Annotated in this window: 12 protein-coding genes and 1 pseudogene; 1 reads left to right on the forward strand and 12 read right to left on the reverse strand. The window is 60.8% G+C overall.

Annotated features, from left to right (window positions below; translation table 11 throughout):
* Positions 1–65: 65 nt before the first annotated feature.
* Entirely contained in the window at positions 66–1,409 is a 1,344-nt protein-coding gene (nhaA, locus tag ABIN98_RS02610; protein WP_346907127.1) for a Na+/H+ antiporter NhaA, read from the forward strand.
* 269 nt (positions 1,410–1,678) lie between these two features.
* Here the strand turns inward: nhaA and ABIN98_RS02615 are convergent, their stop codons facing one another.
* From ABIN98_RS02615 to trbE, 12 genes and pseudogenes are all read right to left on the reverse strand, one after another.
* Positions 1,679–2,551 carry a transglutaminase family protein gene (locus ABIN98_RS02615; protein ID WP_346907129.1) on the reverse strand — a complete coding sequence of 291 codons (873 nt, stop codon included), beginning with the start codon at positions 2,549–2,551 and terminating at the stop codon, positions 1,679–1,681.
* A 142-nt stretch (positions 2,552–2,693) separates the two neighbouring features.
* Positions 2,694–11,384: a GH36-type glycosyl hydrolase domain-containing protein gene (locus tag ABIN98_RS02620; protein ID WP_346907131.1), complete on the reverse strand. Its 8,691-nt coding sequence runs from the start codon at positions 11,382–11,384 to the stop codon at positions 2,694–2,696.
* Positions 11,385–11,707: 323 nt separating this feature from the next.
* Complete coding sequence (locus tag ABIN98_RS02625; RefSeq protein WP_346907133.1) at positions 11,708–12,121, reverse strand: PRC-barrel domain-containing protein; 414 nt, start codon at positions 12,119–12,121, stop codon at positions 11,708–11,710.
* Positions 12,122–12,363: 242 nt separating this feature from the next.
* Positions 12,364–12,569, reverse strand: a pseudogene (locus tag ABIN98_RS02630) (IS21 family transposase); the annotation flags it as partial.
* Positions 12,570–12,879: 310 nt separating this feature from the next.
* Entirely contained in the window at positions 12,880–13,143 is a 264-nt protein-coding gene (locus tag ABIN98_RS02635) for a DUF2274 domain-containing protein (RefSeq protein WP_346907135.1), read from the reverse strand.
* Positions 13,144–13,145: 2 nt separating this feature from the next.
* Positions 13,146–14,312, reverse strand: coding sequence for a TrbI/VirB10 family protein (locus ABIN98_RS02640; RefSeq protein ID WP_346907137.1), 1,167 nt, complete (start codon positions 14,310–14,312; stop codon positions 13,146–13,148).
* Positions 14,309–15,358, reverse strand: a complete 1,050-nt coding sequence (gene trbG, locus ABIN98_RS02645) for a P-type conjugative transfer protein TrbG (RefSeq protein ID WP_346907139.1) — start codon at positions 15,356–15,358, stop codon at positions 14,309–14,311. Before trbG ends, ABIN98_RS02640 begins: the two co-directional genes overlap by 4 nt.
* Complete coding sequence (trbF, locus tag ABIN98_RS02650; RefSeq protein WP_346907140.1) at positions 15,355–16,044, reverse strand: conjugal transfer protein TrbF; 690 nt, start codon at positions 16,042–16,044, stop codon at positions 15,355–15,357. Before trbF ends, trbG begins: the two co-directional genes overlap by 4 nt.
* Positions 16,041–17,405 carry a P-type conjugative transfer protein TrbL gene (gene trbL / locus ABIN98_RS02655; RefSeq protein ID WP_346907142.1) on the reverse strand — a complete coding sequence of 455 codons (1,365 nt, stop codon included), beginning with the start codon at positions 17,403–17,405 and terminating at the stop codon, positions 16,041–16,043. The genes trbF and trbL overlap by 4 nt, the downstream gene beginning before the upstream one ends.
* A 3-nt stretch (positions 17,406–17,408) precedes the next feature.
* Positions 17,409–17,681, reverse strand: a complete 273-nt coding sequence (gene trbK-alt / locus ABIN98_RS02660; RefSeq protein ID WP_346907144.1) for a putative entry exclusion protein TrbK-alt — start codon at positions 17,679–17,681, stop codon at positions 17,409–17,411.
* Between the two features lie 20 nt (positions 17,682–17,701).
* A complete protein-coding gene (trbJ, locus tag ABIN98_RS02665; RefSeq protein ID WP_346907146.1) occupies positions 17,702–18,457 on the reverse strand; it encodes a P-type conjugative transfer protein TrbJ in 756 nt (251 codons plus the stop codon).
* Positions 18,454–20,886, reverse strand: a complete 2,433-nt coding sequence (gene trbE, locus ABIN98_RS02670) for a conjugal transfer protein TrbE (protein WP_346907148.1) — start codon at positions 20,884–20,886, stop codon at positions 18,454–18,456. The genes trbJ and trbE overlap by 4 nt, the downstream gene beginning before the upstream one ends.

The following is a 20,886-nucleotide window of genomic DNA, read 5'->3' on the forward strand; positions in this document are numbered from 1 at the left end:
AACTTGGTTCTGTTCCCTCAATCAGGGTTCAATCCACTCCGCAGCAAATCGGTATCACATTTGCCATGACTGCCCAGAACAATACAAATCTGCCACACGAAATTGCAGACAGATTCACCAAACCCGTCGCGAGGTTTCTCAAGATCGAATCCGCGGCTGGCGGACTGTTGCTCATGGCTGTGTTGGTGGCTCTTTTCCTGGCCAATTCAAATTGGGCATCCGCCTTCCTTGCGTTCTGGGAGACACCGGTTGGCCTGAGTTTCGGGCCGTTGGACTTCACCCGCTCGTTGCGGCACTGGATCAACGACGGGTTGATGACATTCTTTTTCTTCGTGATATCTCTCGAACTCAAGCGGGAACTTGTCCTGGGCGAATTGAGGAAACCGAGACAAGCGGCTCTGCCCCTGGCTGCAGCTCTCGGCGGGATGATCGTTCCAGTCGCAATCTATTTGGCGTTAATCGCCGGACAGTCCGGGACGCATGGATGGGGAACAGTCATGGCGACCGACACGGCGTTGGCGATCGGTTGTCTTGCGCTCTTCGGACAGAGAATTCCCACCGTACTTCGGTTGTTCTTGTTGTCGCTGGCGATTTTCGACGATGTGGGAGCAATATTGGTGGTGGCTGTTTTTTACGGTGAGCCGTTGAATTGGGCCGCCACCGGGCTTGCAATTCTCGGCCTTGGATTGGTCGCGGGATTTGCACGACTCGGAGTAAGGAGCATTCCAGTATATTTTTTGATTGGCGGCGCCATCTGGTTGTGCATCGACGCATCGGGTGTCCATGCGACGATTGCCGGGGTTGTTCTCGGTTTAATGACACCGACACAAATCTGGGTGAACGATACACGTCTGCGTGCAATCCTCGGACGGGTGCTTGCCTATCCGGGAGGAGAACACTGGAGCGGTGACACCCCGGACCGCCGTGATCTTCGCGAGGCCGGGCGGGCGGTTTCAGAGTCTCTTTCCCCGGTCGAGCGGCTCGAACTGGCGCTGCACCCCTGGGTGGGGTTTGTGGTCATGCCGGTGTTCGCTCTTGCAAATGCAGGCGTCGCAATGGACGCGAATGACCTCGGTCAGACTATTTCCATCGCCATTGTCGCAGGCCTGGTCCTCGGCAAGCCTATCGGTGTTCTTGGTTTCAGCTGGTTGGCCGTCCGATCGGGTCTGGCGGTGAGGCACCCTGATCTGTCATGGCCGTTCTTGACGGCCGGGGCGTTTCTCGCCGGCATCGGCTTCACGATGTCACTGTTTATCGCAAACCTGGCATTTGATCCGAAGATGCTGGGTGCCGCGAAGCTCGGAATTCTCGTGGGGTCCGCAGTATCTGCGAGTGTCGGTCTGCTTGCGCTCTTGTGGCTGGTGACACGCTCTGAGGCGTCGTCGAAAAGAAAAACCAGGGAAGTGTGATCATGACGCATGACCAAACAAACCCTGCTGACTGGTTGAGTGGAGTTCCCAACCGGGCACGCTTCATTATCAACTGGTACGGGTAATCACCAGGCATCCGCGCGCCCCTTGGCGCCGGGCCGGCCGTGTCCATTCACGAGCTTTGGTAAAAAGGACGGTTTTGGTGTGGCTTGGCTGATGTGGTCCAACTTGCGAGATGTTGCAGCGGTCCATTCGACGTTTTCCTATGCCGCCGTATCCGAAGAGTGCGCGGGCGGGGCAATTCAACTTCAGTCATCAAGCACTGTATGCTGCACCTCGACCGACATTTCTGTCAGATCGTTCCCGAAACCCGTAAAGCTGCCGGCAACAGGGACGACCTGATGAATACTGCGGGCGACAGCCAAAGGGATCAAATCTTTTGATCCGACACTTTGGTTCGTCGGATCAAAAGCGACCCAACCGGCTCCGGGGACATAGACTTCCGCCCAAGCATGGGTAGACCCCATACTTTCGTGACCTTGAAGACGCTTTGCGGGATCAAACACGTAGCCGGAGACGATGCGTGCTCCGAAACCGAGGCTTCGTACGGCCTCCGCGAACAAGACTGCTATGTCGCGGCATGCTCCCCATCCGCGCGATAGTGTCTCCATTGGCGTCTGCGTTCCCTCGGTCTCGCGGCTTTGATAGGCAATCCGGGTCGAGACTCCGGTCGCGATGTCCTTTAGCAGGGACAATGTGTCGGTCGGAAGCCCAAAGACGAACCCCCCGGCCCACCTCGAAAACTGGCCGTCAATGTCGGGATATTGCGGTCTTGCAAGCGGCCCAAGGTCGATCAGGTCGTCATCGGAATAGGAAAATGGATAATTGATGGCTTCGGCAGCAATGGTGAATACCGGCCAGGCCGACGCGGTGATTTCAACTTTTGCGCGACTTTCGACAAGCAATCGTTCGGTCGGAGCGCTGAACCGGGCAGTCGCGACGGCATTGCCCGCGACGTCATGGGCCCAAGTGATTTCAGCCTCTGGCGACACCGTCAAGTCATGGGAAATGAGCCGCAGGTCGCACGCTTCACGCGGGCGCAGCATCATCCGATGAGGTCCAAGCAAGACCGGTTGCCGATAGCGGTATACCGTCGCGTGATATGTACTCAGCCTTGTCATGAGGTTCTCTCTGATATTTGAAACAAGAAGGGAGCGCCCACAGGGCTGCCGGCTAAATGATCCTGACACGACCCAGGTAGAGAGGAGGGGGAATGTTGTCTTTCCGCAGGCCCCTGTAACCCGGCTCAAAAACCCGGTCCTGTTACCCGGCAAGTGTCTCTGCCTCGACGTGGTGTAAGCCAAGAACCAGATCATGAGAGGTCCCGTCGAGCGGCAGAAACACCTCTGACCCTGCGGCGATTGCTTGTCCGTCAAGCCGGGCAAAGGCATCTTCAGTGTGGGCCACCCGAATTTCGCACAAGGTGCCCGATACTCTCAGACGTGCCGAAAAGCCTGACCAGTCCACCGGGATATTGGGTGCCACGCGCAGGCGATTGCCCTCACGGGTAATGCCGAGGATGCCCTCGATCGCTGCGCGGTACATCCAGGCGGCTGAACCGGTGTACCAGCTCCAACCACCACGCCCGATATGCGGCGCGACGGAATAGACGTCGGCTGCCACGGCATAAGCCTCGGTCTTGTAACGCTGTACGGCTGCTGCCGTGCGCGTATGGTTGATGGGATTGACCAGCGAGAACAGCTCGGCGGCGCGGTCGCCACGACCCAGCTTTGCCCAGGCAAGGATCGCCCACATTGCGGCATGACTGTACTGTCCGCCATTTTCGCGCAGGCCCGGCGGGTAAGCGGCGATGTATCCCGGATCGTGGTCCTCGGGGATAACGTCCGTGCCGAATGGGGGCGTGAACAGCAACGAAAGACCTTCTTCGCGGTCCACAAGTAGGCGGTCGAAGGACTCCATCGCTTGCTTTGCACGCACGGGATCGGCCTGGCCCGACAGCACCGCCCAGCTTTGCACGATCGAGTCGATCCGGCAGGTGCGCGCAGATGCCGTGCCGAGCCAGGTGCCATCGTCGAAAGTCGCCCGGCGATACCAGTCCCCATCCCATCCATTTTTCTCTATGGACTGGCGCAAGGCTTCGGCCCTCGTTCGCCAACGTCGTGCAATCTCCGGGTCGCGCGGCTCGGCCAGCGGAATGAAAGCCTTCAGTGCCTGCAGCAGAAGCCAGCCTAACCAGATGCTTTCACCATGGCCTTCGGCGCCAACGCGATTCATGCCGTCGTTCCAGTCGCCTGTGCCGATCAGTGGCAGACCAAACGGGCTGGTCAGCGTCAGGGCGCGGTCCAGCCCGAGCACGCAGTGTGTGAATAGCGACGCGTCGTCGCCTGCTTCGTCGGGCAGGAAGAAGGCTTCATGTTCGCTCTCGCAAAGGCGGTGCCCCTCCAAATATGGTACACGTTCGTCGAGCACCGCTGCATCGCCCGTGCTGGCAACATAGGCGGCAACCGCGTGACCGAGCCAGACACAATCATCCGAAATACGCGTGCGTACGCCCTGTCCGGAATGCGGCAGCCACCAATGCTGCACGTCGCCCTCGGGGAATTGACGTGCTGCGGCACGCAGCAAGTGGGCTCGGGTATGCTCGGGCCGTGTCAACGTGAGCGCCATGTTGTCCTGCAGCTGGTCCCGGAAGCCATAGGCACCGCTCGCCTGATAGAACGCCGCCCGCGCCTCGATCCGGCAAGCAAGAGTCTGATAGGGCAACCAGCCGTTGACCATGATGTCCATCGCCCGGTCAGGTGTCTCTATCTGGAGTGCGCCCAGAGTTTCGGCCCAATATTTTTGAACTTCCGCCAGCATCTTGAGCGGATCTGAAGAGCGAAGGCGCCGGACCAGTGCGCCAACTGTCGCCGCATCGGTGCATTGGCCGAGCAAATGCAAAAACTCGACGCTTTCACCCGGGGCAAGCACAACGGCCTTCATTTGCGCCAGGCAGGGGTCAAACCCTGCACCAAGCCGGCCCGAAAGAGCTGGCTGTCGGTGCAGTGCCGAAGGGGTAGCTGCGCTCCCGCCGGATCCGAGAAAATCGGTGCGATCGCCTGTCCAGCTTTCAACGCCTGCACCTGGGCCGAAAAGGCCGGCGAACATCACGCGACCCGGAAAGACGGTATTCCAGGGATTTCTTACCTGCAAGGCACCGGTTGCATCATCACGTGAACTCACCAGGAATGGTGCTGAGGCGGCGCGCGACACCCCCATTACCGGCTCGCAATAGGCGGCAACGCTCAGATACCGCGTCTTTGTGCCAGTATTTCTCAAGCGCAGCACAGAGACCCGCACCGGATCCTCGCGAGGAACGAATTGCACCAGATTGCAGTCAATATCGTCCGCCCGATGTTCGAACCTGCTGTATCCAAACCCATGCCGCACGATATGCAATCCGGTTTCTTCCCCGGACCCATTCCGTGTCTTGCGCAACGGACCGGCGGTCGGGGAAATCAGCACGCCGCTTTCGTCGTCGCGGACATAAAAGGCCTCACTCGCCGGATCCGCCACAGCATCGTTGGACCATGGCGTCAATTGGTTGTCCCGGCTGTTTTCGGCCCACGTGAATCCGCTTCCGCTCGCCGATACCTGGAATCCGAAACCGGGATTGGCAATAACGTTGATCCAGGGTGCGGGGGTCGTGTCGTTCGGGCCAAGCCGGATCACATACTCCCGCCCATCCAGGTCAAATCCGCCTGTGCCGTTGAAGAATTCGAGACTTTCACCAACGGCCTGCGGAACTGCTGACGTTTCGCAAGCTGCGGATTTCTCTGCTTCCGTCGAAGTGATGTGCGCGGCCGGTTCCGAAGGTGCCTCTGCCAGTCTCTCTTCGGCACGGAAAAAGTCCGGATCTTTCAGCAGCGTGACAAGCTGATCACCAATTTGCCCGTGACGGGCCATAAGAACCACCCGTGCGGCTGCCAGAAGCTGCGCGCGGGTCTCCGGTGCGATCAGATCGGAGCGAAGCGCGAAAACCTCACCACGAATATGCTGCTGGCCGCTGTGTGGCCTGGAATGGCTGCTGCGCAGCGCGGATTCTATCGCCGTCTGAAGATCCTGAACATAGGAGGCAGGGTTTTCATTGAGTATGACCAGATCTACGGGCAGCTGTTTGCCAAGCCAGTATTCATGAGCCAGTAGCAAGGCGCGGACCTGCCCGATATCGGCAGGATCGTCGATGCGCAGCAAAACGATAGGCAGATCCCCGGAGATCGCCAGTGGCCACAATCCCGACTGCCGCCCTGCGCCCTTGGCCAGCACGGCAGAGGCGGGCCGAAATCGGCCATCGTGATAGAGGATTGGAGCTGCAAGGCGCTGAAAATCAGCTGCCTCGTCCGGCGAAATGCCAAGATGGCGCAATTGCACCTGGGCTCGCGTCCACGCCAGCGTACGGGCACGATCATAAGCATGAATGTCGTGGTGCCGGTCTATTAGGTCGATCAGAGCCTCGCGACTTTCGGCGGCAACCATCCAGACCATGAGCCGCGCGGTATGGCCTGACGCGATATGCAACCTATTGCGGAAAGCGAAGACCGGGTCGAGCACGGTCCCTGTGCGGCCGGCCAGGGGAGCCGGGTCGGTCGTGGCCCGGGAGCGCGCCTGATCCCGGTCACGGCCGAGCGCCGTGACGCGGTCGCTGTCATATTGCAGGGCGGCGGTTGTCTTACCCTCGACAATCGTAAACTGTGCAACCCAGATTTCGGGTTCCTCCGGATTGCGCCGGCGGCGCCAACCAATCAACGCACCGTATTCGGGAAGGAACTCAGTCTGGACGAACATCCGCGAAAAAGCGGGATGTGCGTTTTCGGAGGCAGGCGTTGCCAGCGTCAGCTCGACATAGGATGTCACGTCCAGTTCGCAGGGGTCACGCCCTGAATTGGTGATGGAGAGGCGGCGTACTTCAGCATCAGCTTCCCCCGAGACGAGGATGTCGAGCAACGTGTCCAGCCGCCCCGTTTTGGCAGTGAAGGTCGTATGGTCTTCGAAAAACTGCACATCCAGCTGGTTCGTTGCCGGTCCTTCCCCGCAGGGGCCGAAGTACTGCTCCGTACCGTCCGCAATATCCCGGACGTGCAGGAATGAGCCCTGATTGTCGCGTGTCGCATCTTCGCGCCAGCGGGTCAGGGCGATATCACCCCATCGGCTATATCCGCCTCCGGCTGCAGTCAGCATGACAGCGTAGTGTCCGTTCGACATGAGATGGCTGATGGGCGGACCACTTGGACAACCTGCTATCCGTCGGCCACGCTCGGGTTCTGAAGACTGCTTGAGCGTCGCCGCGGGCTCTTCGAGCGTGGGAAATGTGCGGGCGATGTCACGTGGCAGACGTTCCTGTAGCAGCAGTTCGCTGGCATGGATCATCGGTTCGCGGTGGAAGCGTGCTCGCATTTGTCCGCCTGTCAGCGCGTTGGCAATTGCCACGATGGACATGGCCTGGTGATGGGCCATATAGCTTCGCACCACCGCCAAACGCTGGCCGGGCAGCACCCGGCTAGGGGTGAAATCCAGCGCTTCATAGAAACCATAGACACCAAGTCCCTCCGCCTCTTCGATCTCGTCGTAATTCCGCCGCGCTGCGGCAGGGTCGAGCATCGTGGCGAGACCGGTGGCATAGGGCGTGATCACAAGATCGCCGGCAAGGCCGCGCTTCAGCCCAAGGCCGGGGACGCCAAAGGGGGAATACTGGTAGGTGAATTCCAAATCTCGCGCATTGAAACCGGATTCCGAGATACCCCAGGGAACGCCTTGAGCCTTGCCATAAGCGATCTGGCGTGCCACGGCCAAGCGGCAGGTGCGTCCAAGATGACCGCCTTCCGGTTCGCGCATCACCAGTTCAGGCATCAGGTATTCGAACATCGACCCAGACCATGAAACCAGCGCTGTGCCACCCCGAACCGCAGTGGAGGCGCGGCCCAGCCGGAACCAGTGACGCAGAGGGAGATCTTGTTTGGCAATGGCAAACAGGCTTGCCAGGCGAGCCTCGGAGGCCAGGAGATCGTAGCAGGCCGGGTCGAGTGCGTTTTCGTGCACCGAATAGCCAATTGAGAGTAATTTGCGCTCCGGGTTCAGCAAAAACGCGAAATCCATTTCCATCGCCAATCTGCGCGCAGCCTTTCCGAGCTGCCGCAGATGCGCGGCGGCGGCGTCATGGTTGGTGCCACACACCACCGCGTCGGCGGACGCTTCTTCCACCCCGTCGCGCAACAATGATAGCCAGACGCCCGCACCTGCGGCAGGCAGGCTGCTGGTCCAGGCAGAGTTTTCTGCTTCGGCCACGAGGCGTTGCAAGGCAGGCCAGTCGATTTCGGCCTGTGCCAGGTTTTCCTGCAATGACCGGATCGTGGCAGGGAAGGAGGGATCGGCCGGCACACCGGCCCGGATTGCATCGATCTCCAACAGATCCAGCAGATCGGCGAGCCCCCGGGCCTGGCGTTGCAGGTCAGGGTCAGGCGCGTCCGCCCACTCCTCACACGCATTGGCCAGTGCGATCAGATGTCCGGCCAGGTTGCCGCTGTCTACCGAAGAGATATAAGGAGGGTCGAGGACGCGGCCGTCCCGAGTATCGTACCAGTTGTAAAAATGCCCGTTGCATCGCGGCAAGTTTTCCATCGTGCCAAGGGTTGCGGAGATCCGACCGGCAGCCTGTTTAAGGCTGATCCAACCAAAGTCGCGCGCTGCCACCGTTGCCAGAAGATAGAGCCCGATATTAGTGGGAGAGGTGCGGTGGGCAATCGAAGGGTGGGGATTTTCCTGAAAATTGTCGGGCGGCAAATGACCGTCTTCCGCGGTGACGAATGTCTCGAAAAAGTGCCAGGTCCGGCGGGCGATCAGACGCAGGGCCTTTGCGTCTTGCGGTGTCGGCGCTTCCTCGGGCCGGGGCTTGGGAACCTGGCTCACCCGAAAGGCAATATAGGGCGCAGCCAGCCAGATCCCGGCGAAGGGTAGTATCATTGGCAGGGATGGCGGAGAGGCGATTGCCGCCAGTCCGGCTATAGTCAGTCCCAGAGCAGTGCCAGGCGCCATGGCACTCGCGAAACCGCGCAGACCCGGGCGCGGTGCCGCCGCGAGGGAGGCAGCGGTGGTCCATTGCAGCAAGTGTCGCCGGGAGACGAGCAGCCGCCAAAGCGTGCGTATGATGGCATCGAGTGAACGCCAGGTCGCGTCGGCGAGAAATGCCGTTGCTAGTCCGGTCTGCAGCAATGCCAGCGCCAGATCTTCGCGCATCAGACGCAGATGCGTACGAAGATGCAGTCCCGTACGGTGCGGCACAGCGGAAACCGCCGCATGCAGAAACGACGGCAGCATCAGGACTGCCAACACCAACACTGTCGCCAAAACAGCAGCTGAACCGGGTAGAAGCCAGCCGAGTGCCAGCACCCCCAGGGTGGCAGGTGCCAACAAAGAGCGCCGCAGTGTGTCCAGCACCTTAAGCCGCCCCAGAGCACCCAGTCCGCCTCGCGGTCCCAACCAAGGGAGCAACTGCCAATCTCCCCGGCACCAGCGATGGATCCGGCGCGCGGCAAGGTCCTGACGGTCCGGAAAGGTTTCAACGAGTTCTACGTCCGAGGCAAGCCCGGCTCGTGCGAAAATCCCCTCTAGCAAATCATGGCTCAGCAAGGTGTTTTCAGGGACACGCCCGGCCATCACCGTCTCGAATGCATCAAGGTCGTAAATGCCCTTGCCGGTAAAGCTCCCTTCACCGAAGAGATCCTGATAGATGTCCGATGCTGCGGCGGCATAGGGGTCCATTCCACCAGACCCGGACGTGGCATTTTGAAAGACTGTGCCACAACGCGTGACGGGCAGGGCGGGTGTGACCCGCGGCTGCAGAATTGCGTGACCCGCGCGTACCCGGCCCAGGGCGGAGTCGATAACGGGACGGTTCAGGGGGTGTGCCATCTTGCCGATCAGCCGCCGCACCGTGTCGCGTGGCATCCGTGTATCGGAATCCAGGGTCAAAACAAACTGTACGTCAGGGGGAACGGCCGGCGTGCCGCCAGCAGGGGTTCGGTAGTCGGTGTCTGTGGCACCGCGCAGGAGCCGGTTCAATTCCTGCAGTTTGCCGCGCTTGCGCTCCCATCCCATCCAGACTTGCTCAACCGGATTATACCGGCGCTGGCGATGCAGATGCATAAAGCGCGCGCCCGACGGGCCGGAACCATAGAGCTGGTTCAGCCTGGCCATCTCCTCGTCGATCAGCGCGATCAGTGTCGCATCGCCTGGCATGTTCTGGCCAGGGGCGTCGACGCCATCGGTGAGAAGCGCGAAAGTGACATCCCCTTGTGTACCTGACAGGTAATGAACTTCTAGTCCTTCGATCTGCTCGTGCATTTCGCTGACATTTGTCAGGAGGGTCGGCACGACGACCAGGGTGCGCAGCGACGCTGGGATGCCGTCTTCAAGCGCCAATCCCGGCAGGGCGGTGGCGGGCACGGTCCAGCCGATCAGGCGATCCACCAGAATTTGCGCGACGGTACTGGCGGGGATCAGCGCTGCTGCTGCCCACAGGACCAGAAGCCCTCCCGTCACGGAGCCGTTGGCAAGACCTGTAACCGCCCAGAGGCCAAACACAAGCAAGCCAAGGGTGACGGCAAGGGCGCTTCCGGCATACCCTGAGAGACCGGGATGAAAGCGAATCCAGTGCCACCAGTCTCGCCGAACACCCATCCGGCGTTCGAAGCCCACGCGCCCTTCAGTGAGCAGGTGCCAGCCTGGATCGCTTTGGCGCTGAGATTGCACGTCGGAGAAAGATGTTCCAGCGCTCCCCGACGTTTCGCCAGCTGCCTCGAGCGCCAGCTCTGCCACTTCTGTTTCGCTGTGATCACAGTGCCGGGCAAGATCCTCGATGGCCGTTCTGTAGAGATTGCGGCTGGCGAAATCCATTGCGGCAAACCCGGCGTGCTCCCGCAGCTTCGCATCGACGAGGCTGACACCCTCGAACAGATCCGGCCAGTCCATCTCGGAAATTGTGCGCAGGCTCGTGATGACGTTGCGTACCGAGACGTTGGAGGCGCCCTGACGTTCCTGTGCATGGTGCACGACAAGATCTATGTCACTGGCCTGTGCCGCCAACCTATCCTCGAGCCAGCCGATGGCCGGAGTGATGAGCGGATCGCAATCTCGGAGCCGCTTGGCCAGTTGAGCTGCAAAGACTTCTGACAAGCGCCCATCCGGGCAAGCGTTCACGAAGGCAAGCGGGTGGGGCTGCGCGTTTCCCGCGCCCAGAATCCGGTTTGCCAGTTCGTCGGCGTCATGGCGCCGTTTGTGACCCAAACTGATCTGGTCGCAGAGACGTCGGAGATTTTCCAGAAGGACTAGCCGGAGTGTGATCGGAGCCGCCCAGAGTTCACCGATAGTAAGGGGCTGTACTTGCTGATAGGCGCGGATAAACAGGGAAAGCACGGCTGCGTCGAGATGACTGTCCGTATGCGCGACATAGGCCCAGACAAGACCGAAGACACGCGGATAGCCCCGAAACGCACCATCGGCGAGCTTTGGCAGCGTTCGGTAATAGCTGGGTGGAAGATCGTTGCGGCATTCGCCGATTTGCGCCGCGACTTGGTGAAAGTTGTCGAGAAACCATTGGGCTGCAGGCACAATCGGGTGACCGGCCGAAAGTTCAAGATTGCAGGTCTTGCGCGTGGCTGACAAGGCAATTGCATTTTCTTCCAGTCGGCGCTGCAACGACACAACACGCGCTGGCTTGCGCGTGACGTCTTGTTGTTCTGCCAGACTGGCTGCATGCTGTTCGAGACGTTCAACCCCAAACATCTCTGCACGGACAGGATTGATATCGTCCCAAGGGGCTTTGCTTGCCCGTCGAAGCGGCAACCAACCGGAAAACCCGATGATCATCAGGAACTTCCGATACACAATTTTGCCGAAGATAGAGCGGAGAAATGCCGAGGCAGCACGCAAACCGACGCCAGGGACATCTGCCGGCACCATCAGGGCCGATTCACAACCTTGGGCCCATTCACGCGGGCGTTATTGGAAGCAGTGTTCAATTCCCGCCTGGATCGGCAATCGCCCCGCCAAAATCCGGTTCAGGCTTTTTTGGTCTTCGGCGATGTCTCGATGCGCAAACCCTTGCTGAACGAGGGTAACGGAACAGGTTTGGTCTTTTTCTGCTTTGGTTTTCTGTCTTCTCTACCGCGGCGGCTTTTGCCCTTTGCCATTTCGTTCGCCTGTGCTCGTGTCTGAAGGCCATTTTCCGGCGTGTTTCCGCGCTTCGGATAGTGTTCCGATCAGTTGCTTTGGTCTTTGACACATCAGCCTCGATGCTCCGGCAAGTTTTTCAATTCGACCTTGGTCATCTTGGTGTGAGCAAGGACTTTTCCGTTTTCATCGCGCGTGAAGTCGATGCGTGACACATCAAGGTCAACTTGCTTGACCCCGATTCCGAAAAAGCCGCCAACTTCAATGACTGCCCTTGCGTACTGACCGGTGCCGAGCATCTCGGAGACATTGCCGATCATTTTGTCATCGCTTCCGTAGATATTGGCGCCCTTGACGTTAGCGGCAATGATCTCGCCGGCTTGAAGCGGCTTATGTGATGAATGGTCCATGGGACCTCCTGGGTTTGGCTGGAGCGCGCAATAGGCGGCAGGCCCGATAAAGTTGCCAGACAGGTAAAAGAGACTTGTCAGCAGCTGTTTGGTGCCGGGTTTGACGGCGTCGCACATCTTTGAAGCTGTTTGACAACATAGCGGCAGTGGTGGCGATGCATGCTGATGTGGGTTAGCGTGTCGTCACATTTTCGGCTAATCCGGGAACAGATTTCCGTTTGCTGGCCTCGGGATTGTGTCATCGTCGGTGACGACAACTTTCGATCGCACGTTCAGGCAGAGATCAATGAAAACGCCCTTGGTTTCCGGCCAGCCAAATGCGACGATCGGCCCCATTCTGTCGAGTTCGTTCGCCGCGACCTCGTGCTGTTGAGATCATCGAAATTCGGACTTCCCCGCATCAAGAGCGCACCGCTCATTTGAGATGGCCGTGAGCACTTTCGTTAAACCCGTTCTCATGGGCAACGCCGTTGTTATAGCGCGACGGCGTCTTGCAGCAATGGGCACTCAGTTCCTCGTATCGGTGCGTTAGGTCGTGCTTGATGTCGGCATCGAGATTGCGAAACTCGATGCCAACCAGATCAGGTGTTGCAATCAGACGGGGTCCACATACATCCACACAGGAAACACTGGTGAAAACAAATAAAATCCCTAATTCGATCAAATGCGACACGCTCCAAGTGGGTACGATCTGGCCCCAAACTCAAAGAGACCCTTCTGCGCTGATTTTTGGGTCGAACTGATAGCCGAAACAAGTCCTGGAACTACTTATCCCAGTGTAGTCAGCCGCGAATTTCGTCATGGGAATGGCCAATGACGGCTCAGTCGTGCAGCCCATAGGTGCGACAACAATCGTAATCCAGATATGGCCAATTTTACCGCTCTCCTGGAAGGACACTGTCATGCTCATCGGGGTCTCGACCACCCCCGCGTCTCGCCTTCGCAAACCCACGATCCGTGGCAATAAACCTTTCCAGCATCGGAACGATCAGCTTGGCTGGACCCTCAACGGTCTGCCCGCTCTGCTTTCCGAGTATCTCCGCATAGGCCACCAGATCCCGATGCAGCTTCGCCGGCAGTTCGATGCTCACCTTGACCGGCTTGTCATCCGGTAGAGGTCCCAACTTCAGTTTCACCACGATCAACCTCCGTAAGATTCGAGTACAAGATCACGGGTGACGATCACCCGCACCGGGAACCCCGGCCGGATTGTCAGCGTGGGTGCGACCTGCAACTGACGCTGGACGATCTGCTGCCCGGCATCGTCGATCGTGTCCTGAGCGCCTTCGCGTATCGCCTGAACCAGGCGGTCGTCGTCACTTGCAGCCAGTTCCGCACCGACGCTGAGCAGCGTCGACAGTCCGGCCGCCTTGGCCAGATCCCACCAGTGGTAATCGACACCATCCTCCAGGCCGGCGAACCCAAGCGTGTCCGCTCCCGGCTGGCGTTCGAGCACGACGGACCGGCCGTTCGGGAAGATCAGTCGGTTCCAGACGAGCAGGACGCGGCGCTGGCCGAAGCCGACATCGTTGGAATATTCGCCGATGATGCGGGTCCCCTGCGGAATCAGCAGTAGTCTTCCGGTGGGGCTGTCATAAACGTGCTGGGTGACCTGGGCAGAGATCTGCCCAGGTAGGTCGGAACGGATCCCGGTGATGAGTGCGGCCGGGATAACGGATCCGGCCTGCAGTACATAAGGCGACGCCGGCGCCGTCACGCGATCGGTTGCCGTGGTCCGACGGTCCACTGAGGCCCTCAGGAATGCGGTATTGCTGTCTTGTGCAGTTACTCCACCTGGAGCACTGCCGCCGATCGACGGCACTGCGCCGAGCCCTGCACTACTTGATGCCGCCTGTCCCGTCTGGAAGAAAACGCGGCTGGTGCGGGCAGCCTCTTCCTCGGCAAGGCGGCGCTGTTCCTGCTCATCGAGCGTGGGAGTCTGGATCGCTGGAGGCACGACCGGCTGTCCGCGCTCCTGAGCCTTGAGGATCGGCCGACCAAGATCTCCCGGCAAGGGCGGTCCGAGAACCGGGCCGGTATAGTCGCTCGGCAGCGTGCTCAGCCCGTCGGCTGTGTTGCGATTTTCCGTCGAGAACAACTCCTCACCTTCACCGTTTCGGTCCGGTGCCTGAAGCGCGTAGATCAAGGCGCTTCCGATGCCAAGCAAAGCGACAAATCCAACCCCTGCCAGCACCTTGCGCGAGAGTCGCGTCACCCGTGGCGGATCGGCTCGCAGGCGCATTGCCGCCCTGACATCAGCGTTCGTGTGCGGATCGCCATCTTCCGTTTTCTGCTCCGGACCGCTCATGCCCCCTCACCTCCAGCATCGATCGTTGTCGGCTCTGAGGAGACCCCAGCATTTTGGTCCTCCGTCAGGCCATAGCGTTTTCCATCCGTCCGAACGATCCTGACCGTCTGCTGATGCTTGCCACTGCCCAGCCGGAGTTCGGCTGCTCCAAAAATCCGGTCTACGATCAGGATGTTCCTGTAGACGCGGCTATTGACGATTTGCGGGTTGCCCTCAGGCCCGAGAACGAAGATCGGTGGCATCTCCCCCTGGACGATGCCGCCCGGGAATTCGACATAGACCCGCCTTCCGTCATCATAGACGGAGACCGGGCGCCAGGGCGGAGTGTCTCCGGTGAGACCATAGCGATAGTTCCGTGCCGCGAGCGCCGGAATGCGCGGCGTTGCCGGGACGACGGGTCGCTGTGAAGACGGAGACCGCGGATAATTCCAGGCGACGGCGGGCATATAGGAGCCCTCACCTGACCGCAGCTCAATCCTGTAGACCCGCCGGTCGGTGGTGACGACCAGATTGGTCTCAATGTCCGGACGCGCCGGTTTGACGAGGATGTGGACCTGAGGCTCCTCGCCTGAGCCGCTGGTCGTATCCCCGATGATCCAGCGGGCGGTGTCGCCGGCCGCGATCGGGCCGGCGCCCGTCAGGGCTTCCCCCGGTTCCAGCGCGATGTCCGTAATTTTGCCGGGAGCCGTATAGACCTGATAGAGCGCACCTTCCGACCAGGGATAGATCTGGATGGCATTGTAGTAGCCTTCGCGACGCGGCTCGACGCGCGCGGCCGTATTGGCATTCTCGATCCTGCCGGTTGACGTTTTTGCCGCCTTGCCACCTTTTGCCGGCGTCCAGGCTGGCGGCACATGAAGGGGTTTTGGCCGCTCATCGCCTACCGTTTTGGGCACTGCCGGCAGGGGTGGTACAGTCTGGTCGTAGCTGATCTGTGGAGGCTTGTAGGTGGTGCAGCCCGCCAGGGTCGTTGCACAAAGAAGCAAAGCCGCACTTGCGGCGTTCCGGAAGGCCGGAAACGCGGGTTTACGGAAAGCCGTCGTCATTGCCCCATCTCCCGCGACCAGTTGATGGCGTTGACATAGATGCCGAGCGGATTGGCCCGCAGCCGTGCTGCATCGCGGGGCGGCTGGATGACGATGGTCAGGATCGCGGTCCAGCGCTCTGTGGCGGAAAGCTGACCGTTCTCGTAATGCCGCTCCGTCCAGGCGACGCGGAAACTTCCGGGGGAGGCGCGGATGACGCTGGAAATCCCGACCGCGACCTGCTGTTTGCCAACCTTAGCGAAAGGATCGTTTGAGCGTGCGTAATCGTTGAGGGCGAGCGCCCCGCGGTCGGTGGTGAACTCATAGGCCCGGAGCCAGTTCTGCCGGACGATGATGGCATCGGCCGGAATGCTGCGGACCTTTTCGATGAACCGCGCCAAATGGAACGCGATCTGTGGATCCGACGGTTCATGATCGGCGTTGGCAGCCGCAATCACCTGCGCCTCGCCCAGCTTGTCCACCTGCACCACCCAGGGCACGACAGAGCCGTTGACCGACTGCCAGATGAGTGCTGCGGCGAAGCCACCGGAGAGGATGAGGCAGCCGAAAGCCATCAGCCGCCAGTTTTTTGCCTGGACGCGGGCCGAGCCGATGCGCTCGTCCCAGACCTGGGCGGCCTTTTGATAGGGCGTGACGGGTTCCGGGGATTTGCCGTAGTGAACGGTAGATCGTTTGAAGAGGCTCATGAGCGATCGCTTGTCTGGAGATTGATGGAAGCGCCGCCACCGTGACTGTCACCCGAGCGGACGGCATGGGCAGCAGCGGAAACACCGTGGGAAAGTTGCTGGGAACGCTTCATGCGCCTTGCCCAGGCAGGCGGGCCATCGGCAGAAGGAGGCGATGCGGGACTCGGAAATGCAGACGATGCGTCCGAACCACCTGTGTTGCCAATCGTGCCGCCCGTTGCCTCGTAGGCTGTCCGGGCTCCGGATTGGTGGCTCGCCTGAAAACTTTCCGCCGCCTTTGACTGCAGTCTTTTGAGCGGCGATGCCGCGGCTCGCGCCCCAACACTTGCCACAGCGCCAACGCCGGAAGCGAAACCGGCAACCCCCGACTGTCCGGCCGACCCGAGGGTAAAGGCAGTCGAGGCTCCACCCGCGACGGCAGCACCGCCTCGCGCGGCAGCCGCGGTTCCGGAAAGCCCAAGAGCACCTCCTCGGGCGGCCAGCCCGGCGGCCCCAACTCCGGCGACGGCAGCACCGCCGACCGCAAGGCCAGTGCCTACGGCGGACCCGGCACCGAGTTGCGGCCCACCGGAGACGAGACCGTTTGCAATGCCCGGACCGAAGATCCCGAGACCGAGCAGGGACAGGGCCGCAAGCACCACGGCCATCGCCTCGTCGATGGTCGGCGTGACACCGCCGAAGCCAGCGGTGAACTGCGCGAACAGCGTCGAACCGATGCCGATGATGACGGCAAGGACCAGCACCTTGATGCCGGAAGAGATGACATTGCCGAGCACGCGCTCAGCCAGAAATGCGGTCTTGCCGAACAACCCAAAGGGAATGAGCACAAAGCCAGCCAGGGTTGTCAGCTTGAACTCGATCAGGGTGACGAAGAGCTGGATGGCGAGAATGAAGAAGGCCAGGATAACGAGCGCCCAGGCAAAGAGCAGGCAGGCAATCTGAATGAAGTTCTCGAAGAAGGCGACCCAGCCCATCAGGTCGGAAATCGATTCCAGCAGCGGCCTTCCGGCATCGAGGCCGACCTGTGCCACCTTGCCCGGACGCGTCAGATCGGCCGCGGAAAACCCGGTGCCGGAGGCCATCAGGCCGAGACCGGCAAAGCTCTCGAAGACGATCCGTGCGAGACTGTTCCAGTTGCCGATGAGATAGGCGAAGACGCCGACAAACAGCGTTTTCTTTACCAGACGGGCGATGATGTCGTCCTCGGCACCCCAGGACCAGAAGAGCGCGGCCAGCGTCACATCGATGACGATGAGCGTTGTCGCAATGAACGCCACCTCACCTCCGAGCAGACCGAAGCCACTGTCGATGTAGCTGGTGAAGACCCCAAGGAAATTATCGATGACACCCGTGCCGCCCATGGATCAACGTCCCTCGCCGGTTTTAGGACCCCGGCCGAGAAACCGGTCGCGGGTCTGCTGCCAGACCTTCAGACAGTCTTCGTCATCGAGCGCAGCCCTGCCCATCTGTTGACAGCGGCGCAGATCGGCACGCGCAGGATCGTCAGAAAGCTGTGCAGCCGGCGCGGTCAGCTTGGGCACCGGCTCGTCCTTGCGGGATATCTCGATCAGGCTTGCGGTGATGGCGATCGCCACGAAGACGATTGCTGCCAGCCGGGCCAGCATCTTGCCGTCCATGAAGACTACCTCCCCAAAAATCAGTTGTTGAACATCCGCGCGTTGCCGGGCTGGTAGCCGGCGCCCGACGTCAGGAAACGCTGGCGCTGGATGCGGCCCTGTTCGGCTGCAGCCGTCCGTTCCGCTTCGGTTAGCGCGATCGCCCGGCCATTGGCGGCGACCACGGCCGTGAGATCAGAAAGCTGCTGGGCCTGAAGCGCCAGAAGCTGGTTGCCGGCCTGGGCCGTCTGAAGCGCGCCGGTCGCGCCCTGGCTCTGTCCGATCAGGGCAGACATCTGGGCCCGGTTGGTCTCGATATTGCCGACGACGCCGGCTTGAACGCGCAAGGCGTCCTGCAATCCGCCGACCGTGTTCTGCCAGCGGCTGCGCGCACCGGCGATCAGCTGCTGATCGGTCGCGCTCAGGTCGATGTTGCCATAGTGCTGCTGGAACAATTGGTCGATCTGCTGGACGTCGAAGGCGATGTTCTGAGCTTCCTGGAGAAGCTGCTGCGTCCTCTGCACGGATTGCTGGAGTTGCTGCAGAGCCGAATAGGGCAGACTGGCGAGATTGCGGGCCTGGTTGATCAGCATCTGGGCTTCGTTCTGAAGCTGGACGATCTGGTTGTTGATCTGCTCCAGTGTTCGCGCCGCCGTCAGCACATTCTGGGCATAGTTCGACGGATCGAACACGACCCGCCAGGCATGGGCCGGCGGGGTAAAGGCGACGGAGCCCAATGCGGGAATGGTAAGGAGCGCGGCGGCCGCAACAACTGCGCGGGATCGGCGGAATGTCATGAGGAGGTCTCCAGGTTGGTGAGGTCGGGGATGAGGTCGGCTGCCCAGGAAAGGCTGCGGTGGCGCAGCCAGGCATCGAGGAAACCTTCACGGCCGTGATCCGCGAGGATGTGGGCGATGGCTGTCTGATCGGTCTTCGAGGAGGTCGCGCAAAGGGCCAGGGCGACTTCGGACAGGCCCAGCTCGAAGAGCCGGTTGCCACGCCGGGACTGGCAGTAGTAGTCGCGCTTGGGTGTCGCCCGTGCGAGGATCTCGATCTGCCGATCGTTGAAACCGAAACGACGGTAGATGCCGGCAATCTGCGGCTCGATCGCGCGTTCATTCGGCAGCAGGAGCCGCGTCGGACAGCTCTCGATGATCGCGGGTGCAATGGCCGAGCCATCGATGTCGGACAGCGACTGCGTGGCGAAGATGACGGAGGCGTTCTTCTTGCGAAGCGTCTTCAGCCATTCCCGGAGTTGGCCCGCAAATCCCTCGTCGTCGAGCGCCAGCCAGCCTTCATCGATGATGATCAGCGTCGGCGATCCGTCGAGCCGGTCCTCTATCCGGTGGAACAGATAGGCAAGCACGGCAGGTGCCGCACCCGTGCCGATCAGTCCCTCGGTCTCGAAGGCCTGGACGCTGCTTGATCCCAGTTGCTCGCTTTCCGCATCGAGCAGGCGGCCATGGGCGCCGCCGATGCAGTAGGGACGCAGGGCCTGTTTGAGATCATTGGACTGGAGCAGGACGGAAAGTCCAGTGAGCGTCCGTTCGTCTATCGGCGCGGAGGCAAGCGATGTCAGCGCCGTCCAGATATGCTCCTTCACGTCCGGGTTGACCGTAACGCCTTCACGCATGAGGATGGCGACGATCCAGTCGGCGGACCAGGAGCGCTCAGTGGCGGCATCGATCCGGGTAAGAGGCTGCAGCGACACGCTACTGCCTTCGGTGAGGCCGCCGCCGAGATCATGCCAGTCGCCACCCATGGCGAGGCACGCTGCCCGGATTGATCCCCCGAAATCGAAGGCGAACACCCGGGAGTTCCTGTATCGCCGGAACTGCAGCGCCATCAGCGCCAAAAGGACGGATTTGCCCACCCCTGTCGGGCCGACGACCAGCGTATGGCCTACATCGCCGACATGTAAGGAAAACCGGAACGGGGTCGAGCCTTCCGTCTTGCCATAGAGCAAGGGAGGAGACGAAAGATGCTCGTCCCGCTCCGGCCCCGCCCACACAGCACTTGAGGGGATCATGTGGGCGAGATTGAGGGTGGAGATTGGTGGCTGGCGGACATTGGCATAGACGTGGCCCGGCAAGCTGCCAAGCCAGGCATCCACCGCATTGAGGGTCTCCGGCAGACTTGTGAAATCGCGGCCCTGGATAACCTTTTCGATGAGCCGCAGCTTCTCGTCCGCGACCTTGCTGTCGGCATCCCAGACCGTGACCGTTGCCGTGACATAGGCGATACCGGCATGGTCGGCGCCGAGTTCCTGCAGCGCCAGGTCGGCATCGGCCGCTTTGTTGGCGGCATCGGTATCGACCAACACCGACTGCTCGTTGGTCATCACCTCCTTCAGGATCGCAGCTAAGGATTTGCGCTTGGCGAACCACTGGCGGCGGATTCGGGTCAGGAGTTTTGTTGCGTCCATCTTGTCCAACGGAATCGCGCGGGTCGACCAGCGATAGGGAAAGGCCAGTCGGTTAAGATCGTCGAGCAGGCCCGGCGTCGTCACAGTCGGAAAACCGGTAATGGTCAGAACACGCAGATGCGAGTGTCCGAGCCTCGGCTCCAGACCGCCGGCGAGCGGCTGGTTCGCGAGAAGTGCATCGAGATAGACCGGCATCTCCGGCACGCGAACAGTGTGGCGGTTGGTCGAGACCGTCGAATGCAGATAGGTCAGTGTTCCGGCATCATCGAGCCAGGAACATTCGGGCATGAAGGCGTCGATCAGCTGGAGGATACGGTCGGTGCGATCGATGAAACCGGTCAGCACTTCGCGCGGGTTGAGTCCATTGGTCTCCCTACCTTCGAACAGCCAGCGTTCCGCGCGAGCAGAATCTTCGGCGGGCGGAAGATAGGTGAAAGTCAGAAAGTAGCTGGACTCGAAATGCGCGCTGGCTTCTTCAAAACTCGCCTTGCGTTCTGCATCGACCAGTGCGGAGGCCGCATCCGGAAATCTGCTGTCGGGGTAGTGATTGGCGGCATGGCGCTGTGCCTCGACAAAGATCGCCCATCCGGAGCCGAGACGGCGGAAGGCATTGTTGAGACGGCCAGTGACGGCGACGAGTTCGGCCGGAACGGCGTTGTCGAGATCCGGTCCGCGGAAACGGGCCGTGCGTTGGAAACTGCCATCCTTGTTGAGCACCACGCCTTTTTCGACCAGCGCGGCCCAGGGCAGATAATCGGCAAGGCGGCTGTTGCGCGTGCGATACTCAGCGAGGTTCATCAT

Origin of the sequence: uncultured Roseibium sp. (assembly GCF_963675095.2) — a bacterium.
Taxonomy (GTDB): domain Bacteria; phylum Pseudomonadota; class Alphaproteobacteria; order Rhizobiales; family Stappiaceae; genus Roseibium.